Genomic DNA, 10,053 nt, shown 5'->3' with positions numbered 1-10,053 from the left:
AGATGTGTATAAGAGACAGCGGTAAGCCGCTCAAGTCGATCGTCCACCCGCTGCGCGAGGACGTGCCCATCTGGCTGGGCGCCGAGGGCCCCAAGAACGTGGCGCTCGCCGCCGAGATCGCCGACGGCTGGCTGGGCTTCCTCGCCTCGCCGCGCTCGGCCGACCAGTTCAACTCGTGGCTCGACGAGGGCTTCGCCCGCCCCGGCGCCCGCCGGACCCGCGAGGACTTCGAGGTTGCCTTCCTCTGCCAGCTCCACATCACCGACGACCGGCGCGCGGTGCTCGACGCCTACAAGCCGTTCACCGCCCTGTACGCCGGTGGGATGGGCGCGGAGGAGAAGAACTTCCACGCCGAGGCGTTCGCGCGCATGGGCTTCGCCGACGACGTCGCCCGCATCACCGAGCTGTTCCGCTCCGGGCGCAAGGACGAGGCCGCCGCCGCGGTGCCGGACGAGATGGTCGAGGCCACCGCGATCATCGGCGACGAGGCGTCGGTGCGCTCGCAGATCGCCGAGTGGGAGGCCGCGGGCATCACCATGCTCGTCGTGACGGCCCGGACGGTCGAGGAGATCGAGCAGATCGCCACGCTCATCGGGTGAGCCCCGCCCGGCCGCGCTCGCGGCGGGGGCGGGCGGGTCAGTTCGCGGGGAACATGCGCACCGGCTCGCCGAGGTGGTTGACCGTGAGGTAGCCACTCTGGTGGAACTCGTTTGACGCGTACACCGAGTAGAGGGGCATGCCGGCGTCGTCGGCGTCGATGATGACGTGCGTCGGCCGCCCGTCCGGGACTCCGAGGGTCTCAGGTGCGCCGGCGATGATGGGCGCGATCATCTCGGCGTCGAGGTCGGCCAGCCGGAACGACGGGTCGCCGGAGCTGGGGCCGTCCGTCGTCTCCGACCACCCGCCCCGATAGGACTTGGCGAGCTCGCGGCTGGGGTGCTCGGGGTCGGTCCAGGTCATGGACGCGTGCTCGGGATGCGCGATGATCCGGGTGGCGACCTCGGAGCCGGAGGCCCCGGCGGCGGTGGAGAAGACCCGTTGGAGGCCCGCGAGGGTCAGCGGTCCGGGGTTGTCCAGCACGCGGGCGTCGCCCGCCCCGCGGTCGACCGCCGCGCCGGTGTCGCCCGCGAGGGAGCCGGTCCACTGGTCGTCGAGGCGCTGGGAGACCACCAGGAGGGAGGCGAAGATCGCCACGCCCACCAGGGCGAACAGCGCGAGGAAGCCCCAGGGGTGGCGGGTGGTGATCCTCGGCCGGGTCCCCGACGAGGGGTCCGTCGAGGACGGGGACGACGACGACGAGGCGGGCCTCCTCCGGCCCGGCCCGCGGTCGCCGTGGAACCGCACGTCGACGCCCTGGAGGTCGGCCAGCAGCGGCCGGAGTTCCGAGACCCGGCGCGCGTGGGTGGCCACGCGGACCCGCTCATAGTGCTCGAACTGGTCGAGCTGGCCGCTGGCCAGGGCCGAGTCGAGCGCGGTGATCACCGCGGTGCGGTCGGTGTCGGTCGCCCGTGTCGCCCGGGTTCCGGAGGAGTCGGCGGACATGGGATGAGGATAGTCCTCCGCGTCAATCCCTGGACCTGGAATAGGAACACGTTCTAGTCTGGGGTCATGAGCGCACCCACCCCCACCGTCCCCGCCGACGCCGGAGTCCTGGATCCCCGGACCGGCGAGCACGTGACCAGCGTCTACCGGATCGCCGAGGCCGATCCGGACCGGGTCGCGGTGATCGAGTCCTCCGGCCGCCAGGCGTCCTTCGGCCAGCTCGCCGAGGCCGCCCACGGCTACGCCCGCGGCCTGCAGGAACTGGGACTCGAGACCGGTGAATGCATCGTGCTGCTGGCGCCCAACTCGATCGAGTTCCTCGAGGTCTACTACGCGGCCATCGAGATCGGGCTCTACGTGGCGCCCGCCAACTGGCACCTCACCGGCCCCGAGGTCGCCTACATCCTCGAGAACTCCGGCTCGACGGTGTTCATCGCGGACGAGCGGTTCGCCGACGTCGCGACCATCGCCGCCGGCGAGGCGGGGCTCGACCCGGCCCGCTGCTACGCCGTGGGCGACGTGCCCGGATTCCGTCCGCTGTCCGAGCTCACGGCCCCGCAGGCGGGGGAGAGCCCGTTGCCGTCGTCGCGGATCCTCGGCGCCCCGATGCTCTACACCAGTGGAACCACCGGCCGTCCCAAGGGCGTGCGCCGGCCCCTGACCGGCGCCTCGCCGGACCAGGTGACGGTCCCCAACTACTACTTCTTCGCCGGGTTCGGCATCCACGGCCCGGACAACGTCCACATCTGCGGCTCGCCGCTCTACCACACGGCCGTGCTCAACTTCGTCACCATTTCTCTCAACCTGGGCCAGGCCGTGGTGCTCATGGACAAGTGGACGCCCGAGGAGATGCTGCGGCTGATCGACGCCCACGGCGTCACCCAGTCGCACATGGTCCCCACCCAGTTCTCGCGGCTGCTCGAGCTGCCCGAGGACGTGCGCGCGAGGTACGACGTGTCGAGCCTGCGGACGATCGTCCACGGCGCCGCCCCGTGTCCCAAGCACGTCAAGCAGGCCATGCTCGACTGGTGGGGCCCGGTGCTCACCGAGTACTACGCCGGCACCGAGGGTGGCGGCTGCACCATCACCGGCGAGGAGTGGCTGCGCAAGCCCGGCAGCGTGGGGCGGCCGTGGAGGACCACGACGCTGAAGATCCTCGACGACAGCGGCAACGAGCTTCCCGTCGGCGAGACCGGCAACGTCTACCTGCAGATGCACGGGTCCAGGTTCGAGTACCACCAGGACGAGGAGAAAACAGCGAAGACGTATGTGGGCGAGCTGTTCACCATGGGCGACATCGGCTACGTGGACTCCGACGGCTACCTGTTCCTCTGCGACCGCAAGAACGACATGATCATTTCCGGCGGCGTGAACATCTACCCGGCCGAGATCGAGTCCGAGATGACCCGCCACGAGGCCGTGCGCGACGTGGCCGTGTTTGGCATCCCGCACAAGGACTGGGGCGAGGAGGTCAAGGCCGTGATCGAGCTGGCCGAGGGCTACACCGAGTCCGACGAGCTCAAGGCCGAGATCCTGGCCGACCTCGCCGGGCGGCTGGCCAAGTTCAAGCTGCCGCGCACCATCGACGTGGTGGACGCGCTGCCCCGGCAGGCCAACGGCAAGCTGGTCAAGCGCACGCTCAAGGACCCGTATTGGGCGGCAGTCCAGTAATTGGGACGACCCCCGACCGGCGCGATACTGTTACGCACGTCATACAACGGGTGTAGCAGGGAGAATCGATGAGGCAGTCAATCACGCGCCGGGCGCTCGCCGCGGCGGGGGCGTCCGTGCTGGCGGGCTCGATGCTCGTGCTGGGCGGTGCGTCCGCGGGGGCGGCGCCGGTGTCGGCTACCGTCACCACCCCGGGCAGCACGGTCGAGTCCAAGTTCGCCATCACCCGCACGGTGAGCGACGCCAGCCCCACGCACGGGGACACGGTCACGGTGACCACCCGGGTCGAGCGGACCACGGGCGCCTACCTGCTGTACGAGGTCCGCGACTTTACCCCGGAGTGCATGGAGTTGGTCCCGGGCTCGGCGACGGCGTCGAAGGGCGGCGACATCGCGGTCGACGGCCAGCGTGTCCGGTGGACGTTCGGCCTCGGCCGGATCGCGGACCCGTTCGTCCTCACCGCCAAGTACACGGTCACGTGTGGCGCGGGCGTCATCAACACCGGCGGAGCTGTGATCAAGCGCGCACCCGCCGGGAGTGACACGCTGGGCAACGACTCGATGGGTCCGTCTGTCACGGTGCTCCGCAAGGGCACCTCGGTGTTCCTCAACCAGCCGACCAACCCCCAGCTCGGCCAGACGGTCCCGCTGAACGCGGTCACCACGAACGTGCCCGACGGCGCGCAGCTCGAGTTCACGGTCGACGGACAACCCGTCGGCTCGGGGCAGGTGTCCGGCGGCCAGGCCACCCTGCAGTGGACCCCCACGTCCATCGGGACGCGGACGGTCCGCGCCACTTTCGTGCAGACCCCCACCCGCGGCGGGTCGGTCTCGGTGGACCGCACCGTGGTGGTCTCCCAGGCCAATGTCGGCTCCTCCGTGACGGTGAGCGCGGGCACCGCGCCGAAGGTCGGTCAGCTGGCCCGGCTGACCGCGTCGGTCTCCCCGGCCGCCGCGGGCGGTGAGGTGGTGTTCGAGGAGAACGGGGCCCGGATCGGTTCCGCCCCGGTCGGGGCGGACGGCCAGGCCGCGATCGACTGGATCCCGGCGGTGGCGGGGCTGCGGACGATCGACGTGCACTTCTCCGGCCGGTCCGGGGTCGACCCGTCGTCCGGCGCCGCGCCGTACACCGTCGCGGCGGCGGATCCGCAGGTCGTGGCCACCACCACCACTCTCGACCCGGTCGCCAGCGCCTCGGCGCAGACGCCCATCGCGCTGAAGGCCACGGTGAGCACGGGAATCGCCGGCGGCACCGTCACCTTCCACGACGGCCAGACCGTCATCGGGACGGCCCCGGTCGGTGCGGGTGGGGTGGCCACTCTCGTGTGGACCCCGTCCGCCGCCGGGGAGCGCACGGTTCGCGCGGTGTTCTCGGGCGAGGGCGTGTACACCGCCTCGCAGGCCACCACGCAGGCCGTCATCACGCCCCGGGTGGTCGATCCCCTTCCGGACGACCCGGGAACCGGCGGCCTCGGCTCGCTCGGGTCCGTCACCGGCTCCCTCGGCGGCTGATCGTTCGGAACGCGAGGGCGAGGGCCCGTCTTCCCGGTCGGGGAGGCGGGCCCTCGCCGCGGTCGCGGGGTTTCGGCCGGGATCTCCCCACCGCCTCGACGCGGAACGATAACAAGTTCTACTCTGGACGCATGATCAGCACCCCCACCGCCCGCGACCTCACCCTCGCCCAGATCCTCGAGCGGCAGCAGCAGGCCTTCCTCGCCGATCCCCAGCCCGGCGCCAAGATCCGGCGCGACCGGATCCAGCGGCTCAAGGAGCTGGTCCTGGACAACGCCGCCGAGCTCACCGGGGCGATCCGGGAGGACTACGGCTCGCGGCCCGAGACCTTCTCCACCATCACCGACATCGCCTCCTCCATCCCGGACCTGGACCACCAGCGCGGCAACCTCAAGAAGTGGATGAAGCCCACCCGCCCGTCGCGATTGATGGACGCGGCCGGTTTCACCCAGCAGGTGCGGCACGACCCCAAGGGCGTCGTGGGGATCATCGGGCCCTGGAACTTCCCGCTGTACCTCACTATCGTCCCGGCGGGGTCGGCGCTGGGGGCCGGCAACCGGGTGATGATCCGGCCGTCCTCGGTCACCGCGAACACCACCGACGTGCTGGCCCGCCGGGCGCCGGAGTACTTCGCCGTCGACGAACTCGCTATCGCCGGGCCGGAGCACGGCCGCGGTTCCGACTTCTCCGCGCTGGCCTTCGACCACCTGTTCTTCACCGGATCCCCGGGCGTGGGCAAGTCCGTGGCCAAGGACGCCGCCGAGAACCTCACCCCGATCACGCTCGAGCTGGGCGGCAAGAACCCGGTCGTGGTGGACTCCAGCGCCGACCTGGAGCGGGCCGCCCGCAGCATCGCCTCCTCCCGGATGGTCAACGGCGGCCAGGTGTGCATGTGCCCCGACTACGTCTTCGTCCCCGAGGCCGAGCTCGAGAGGTTCTGCGAGACGGTGTTGGACCAGTGGCGCACGGCCCTTCCGGCCATCGCGGGGAACCCCGAGTACACCGCCACCATCAACACCTCGAACTACGAGCGGATCGTCGGCCTGATCGACGACGCCGTGGCCAAGGGGGCCGTCAAGCGCGACGCCGCGCCGGCCGGGGAGCGGCTCCCCGACCCGGTGGTCCGCAAGATCGCGCCCACGCTGCTCACCGGCGTGACGCCGGAGATGGAGATCGACTCCGACGAGGTGTTCGGCCCCGTCCTCACCGTGTTCCCGTACTCGAGCCTCGACCAGGCGATCCGGTACATCAACGACCGGCCCAGCCCGCTGGTCCTGTACTGGTACGGCGAGAAGAACGAGCGGTTCGAGACCGTGGCCGACCGCACCCGCTCGGGCAACATCTACGGCAACGACTTCGGGATCGGCATGGCCTCGTCCGCCATCCCCTTCGGCGGCGTGGGCAACTCCGGCATGGGCGGATACCACGGGCACCACGGGTTCCAGACCTTCACCCACTCCCGGGCGGTGGCGCTGCACTCGTTCGACCTCAACGCCAGCCAGCTCATGGTGCCGCCGTTCACCAAGGGCAAGAAGCGGATCGCCTCGGGGTACTTCGGGGCGATGAAGGCGCGGACGCGCCTGGGGCTGTAGCCGCGCCGGTCACTCTCCCCGGAACTCGGGCCTGCGCTTCTCGGCAAAGGCGCGGGGGCCCTCCTTGGCGTCGGCGGAGGCGAACACCCGGCCGCCGACCTCGGCGTCCACGCGGAAGGCCTCCTCCTCGTGCATGCCCTCGGTGCGGCGGATCGTCTCGATCATCCCCTGCACCGCGAGCGGGCCGTTGGCGGCGATGAGCTCGGCGATCTCCAGCGCCTTGTCCAGGGCGGAGCCGTCCTCCACCACGTGGCCGATGAGCCCGAACCGCTCGGCCTCCTCCGCGGTGAGGTGGCGGCCCGTCATGAGGACCTCCATGGCGACCGTGTACGGGATCTGGCGGACCAGCCGCACGGCCGAACCGCCCAGCGGGTACAGGCCCCAGCGGGCCTCGGAGACGCCGAACTTGGCCGAGCGGCCGGCCACCCGGATGTCGGTGCCCTGGAGGATCTCGGTCCCGCCGGCGATGGCCGGCCCCTCGACCGCGGCGATGAGCGGCTTGGCCAGCCGGCGGCCCTTGAGCAGCGCGGGCAGGCGCGTGAGGTCCCAGCCGCCGCCGGCGAACTTGTCGCCCGGGGCGTCCTTGTTCATCGCCTTGAGGTCGGCGCCCGCGCAGAAGTAGCCGCCGGCGCCGGTGAGGATGCACGCCCGGATGTCCGGGTCGGAGTCCACGAGGTCCCACGCCGCCTCCATGCCCCGCATCATCGGGCCGGACAGGGCGTTGCGCGCCTCGGGCCGGTTCATGGTGACGATCAGGACGTGCCCACGCCGCTCGGTGAGCAGGTGCTGGTCCTCGGGGGTTGCGGCGCTGGTCATCGGGCCTCCTGGGAAATCTTTCTCGGCGGGAATCCGCGTACCCGCCCCACGGAACGGTAACACGTTCTAGTTTGGGTGCATGGCCTATACCATCGGAGATCTCGTCGAGCACAGCGTTGACCGCGTCCCGGACCGGGTCGTCCTGGTCCAGGGCGAGCGGTCGTTCACCTTCCGCCAACTGGAGGAGCGGGCCAACAGGCTCGCCCACCACCTGCGGTCCGTCGGCGTGGGGCCGGACGACAAGGTGGCGGTGTACAGCCGGAACACCATCGAGGCCGTGGAGGCGATGGTCGCGATCTTCAAGCTCCGCGCCGTCATGGTCAACGTCAACTACCGGTACGTCCCGGCCGAGCTCGAGTACCTGCTCGACAACTCGGACTCCGTCGTGGTGATCCACGAGCGCCGGTACTCCGACGTCCTGGAGCAGACCCTGGCCAGGACCCCGGGCGTCCGGCACTGCCTGGTCGTGGAGGACGGCACCGACGGCCCCGACCCGGTCGTGCCCGAGGGCGTCACGGTGGCCCGCTACGACGACGCGCTGGCCGCGCAGTCGCCCGAGCGCGACTTCGGGGAGCGCTCGAACGACGACATCTACATGCTCTACACCGGCGGGACCACGGGCTCGCCGAAGGGCGTGATGTGGCGGCAGGAGGACGTGTTCATGGTCCTCGGCGGCGGCATCGACTTCCTCACCGGCGAGCGGGTCGCCGACGAGTGGGAACTCGCCAACAAGGCGGTCGACGGCGGCGTCCTGGTCCGGGCGGCGCTGCCCCCGCTCATCCACGGCGGCGCGCAGTGGGCGATCCTCATGGCCCTGTTCGCCGGGCACACCAGCATCCTCATCCCGGAGTTCGACCCCGAGGCCGTGTGGCAGGCCGTGACCGAGCACAAGATCAATCTCATGTTCATCACGGGAGACGCCATGGCGCGCCCCATGATCGAGGCCTGGGATCCGGAGAAGTACGACTCGTCGTCGTTGTTCTATCTCGGTTCCTCCGCCGCGCTCTTCTCGCCGTCGGTCAAGGACCAGTTCATCGACGCGTTCCCCAACGCCATGATCTCCGACTCGATCGGCTCGTCCGAGACGGGCTTCTCCGGCATCGCGCTCGCGGAGAAGGGCAAGACCCACACCGGGGGGCCGCGCGTGAAGATCGACGGGGAGACCACCGTCCTGGACGACGACGGCAACGAGATCCCGCCGGGATCCGAGGTCATCGGCAAGGTGGCGCGCACCGGGCACATCCCGGTCGGCTACTACAAGGACGAGGCCAAGACCGCCGCCACCTTCAGGACCTTCAACGGCAAGCGCTACTCGATCCCCGGCGACGACGCCCGGGTCGAGGCCGACGGCACCGTCACCATGCTCGGGCGGGGATCGGTCTCCATCAACACCGGCGGCGAGAAGGTGCACCCGGAGGAGGTCGAGGCCGCGCTCAAGACGCATCCCGACGTGTACGACGCGCTGGTGATCGGGGTCCCCGACGAGAGGATGGGGCACAAGGTCGCCGCGGTGCTGCACACCCGGGACGGCAAGTGCCCCCCGATCGAGGAGATCAACACCTACGCCCGCAACGAGATCGCCCGCTACAAGTGCCCGCGCGCGCTGTGGGTCGAGGCCTCGGTCAAGCGCAATCCCGCGGGCAAGCCCGACTACCGCTGGGCCGCGGAGATCGCCGCGTCCCGCCCCGCAGACGACAGCCAGGAGATCAGCAAGTGAGCATTCGCACCTCTATCGCCGAGGAGTTCGGGATCGACTACCCGGTCTTCGCGTTCACCCCGTCCAAGGCCGTCGCCGCCGCGGTCACCCGCGCCGGCGGCATGGGCGTCCTCGGCTGCGTCCGGTACAACGACGCCGCCGAGCTCGACGAGGTCCTCACCTGGATGGACGAGAACACCGACGGCAAGCCCTACGGTGTGGACATCGTCATGCCCAACAAGGTGCCCACCGAGGGCAGCCCCTCCGACATCGCCGCGATGATCCCCGAGGAGCACAAGGCGTTCGTCTCCCGCGTCCTCGACGACCTCGGGGTGCCGCCGCTCGGCGACGACGCCCAGCACAACGCCGGCGTGCTCGGGTGGCTGCACTCCGTGGCCGAGGCGCACGTGGAGATGTCGCTCAAGCACCGGCCGGTGCTCATCGCCAACGCGCTGGGCTCGCCGCCCAAGCACATCATCGACCTCGCCCACGCCAACGGAATGAAGGTCGCCGCGCTCGCCGGCGCCACCAAGCACGCCCTGGCCCACGTGGACAACGGCGTCGACATCGTGATCGCCCAGGGTGGCGAGGCCGGCGGGCACACCGGCGACGTGGCGACCCTCGTCCTGGTCCCCGAGATCGTCAAGGCGCTCGGCGGCCGCGCCCCGGTGCTCGCCGCCGGCGGGATCGGCGACGGCACGCAGGTCGCGGCCGTGATCGGCATGGGCGCCGAGGGCGCGTGGATGGGGTCCCGCTGGCTCACCGCCGCCGAATACGCCGAGGATGGCGGTTCCAAGGCCATGCAGCAGGCCCTCGTCGCCGCGACCAGCCGGGACACCGTGCGCACCCGCATCTACTCGGGCAAGCCCGCGCGCCTGCTCAAGAGCAAGTGGACCGAGGCGTGGGCGGCCGAGGGCGCCCCGAGCCCGCTGCCGATGCCGCTGCAGAACATCCTCGTGGCCGAGGCCCATCAGCGCATCTCGGAATCGCAGGACCCGGAGGTCGTGGCCATGCCCGCGGGGCAGATCATCGGCTCGCTTGACGGGATCGTGCCGGTCGCCGACACCATGGCGCAGATCGTCGCCGAGTACGAGGCCGCCGTCGAGCGGCTGCGCGGCACCCTGGGCTGACCCCGCCCGCCGCCCGCCGCCCGCCGCGCCCCGCCCGCCCGGCCCGCCCGGCCTTGGATCCGCTACCCTCCTGCCGCTGTCTCTTATACACATCT

8 protein-coding genes are annotated in these 10,053 nt (G+C 70.8%); 6 read left to right on the top strand and 2 right to left on the bottom strand.

Annotation, left to right across the window (positions count from 1 at the left end; all coding sequences use genetic code 11):
• The coding region (locus tag B4M60_RS07810) for an LLM class flavin-dependent oxidoreductase (RefSeq protein WP_291081961.1) at positions 1-599 on the top strand (599 nt) is incomplete at its 5' end.
• 37 nt (positions 600-636) lie between these two features.
• Here the strand turns inward: B4M60_RS07810 and B4M60_RS07805 are convergent.
• On the bottom strand, positions 637-1,542 hold the full coding sequence (locus tag B4M60_RS07805) for a DUF1707 SHOCT-like domain-containing protein (RefSeq protein WP_291081959.1): 906 nt from the start codon (positions 1,540-1,542) through the stop codon (positions 637-639).
• Positions 1,543-1,608: 66 nt separating this feature from the next.
• On the opposite strand from B4M60_RS07805, the gene B4M60_RS07800 reads away from it, so the two are divergent.
• The 3 genes from B4M60_RS07800 to B4M60_RS07790 all read left to right on the top strand — a co-directional run bounded on the left by B4M60_RS07800 (position 1,609) and on the right by B4M60_RS07790 (position 6,316).
• Positions 1,609-3,213, top strand: coding sequence for an acyl-CoA synthetase (locus B4M60_RS07800; RefSeq protein ID WP_291081957.1), 1,605 nt, complete (start codon positions 1,609-1,611; stop codon positions 3,211-3,213).
• Positions 3,214-3,281: 68 nt separating this feature from the next.
• Entirely contained in the window at positions 3,282-4,724 is a 1,443-nt protein-coding gene (locus tag B4M60_RS07795; RefSeq protein WP_291081956.1) for an Ig-like domain-containing protein, read from the top strand.
• Between the two features lie 131 nt (positions 4,725-4,855).
• The gene (locus B4M60_RS07790; RefSeq protein WP_291081954.1) at positions 4,856-6,316 is read left to right on the top strand and encodes an aldehyde dehydrogenase family protein; all 1,461 of its coding nucleotides are present in this window, start codon (positions 4,856-4,858) and stop codon (positions 6,314-6,316) included.
• Between the two features lie 9 nt (positions 6,317-6,325).
• Here B4M60_RS07790 and B4M60_RS07785 read toward each other — a convergent pair whose 3' ends face one another.
• A complete protein-coding gene (locus B4M60_RS07785) occupies positions 6,326-7,132 on the bottom strand; it encodes a crotonase/enoyl-CoA hydratase family protein (RefSeq protein ID WP_291081952.1) in 807 nt (268 codons plus the stop codon).
• A gap of 79 nt (positions 7,133-7,211) precedes the next feature.
• Here B4M60_RS07785 and B4M60_RS07780 point away from each other — a divergent pair, with 79 nt between their 5' ends.
• Positions 7,212-8,849: an acyl-CoA synthetase gene (locus B4M60_RS07780; RefSeq protein WP_291081950.1), complete on the top strand. Its 1,638-nt coding sequence runs from the start codon at positions 7,212-7,214 to the stop codon at positions 8,847-8,849.
• Positions 8,850-8,851: 2 nt separating this feature from the next.
• Positions 8,852-9,958: an NAD(P)H-dependent flavin oxidoreductase gene (locus B4M60_RS07775; protein WP_291081963.1), complete on the top strand. Its 1,107-nt coding sequence runs from the start codon at positions 8,852-8,854 to the stop codon at positions 9,956-9,958.
• The last annotated feature ends 95 nt before the right edge of the window (positions 9,959-10,053 follow it).

The sequence above is a fragment of the Dietzia sp. UBA5065 genome (genome assembly GCA_002415925.1).
GTDB lineage: Bacteria > Actinomycetota > Actinomycetes > Mycobacteriales > Mycobacteriaceae > Dietzia.
Note: the sequence above shows the minus strand (reverse complement) of the source record. Positions and strands in the feature narration are given on the sequence as shown.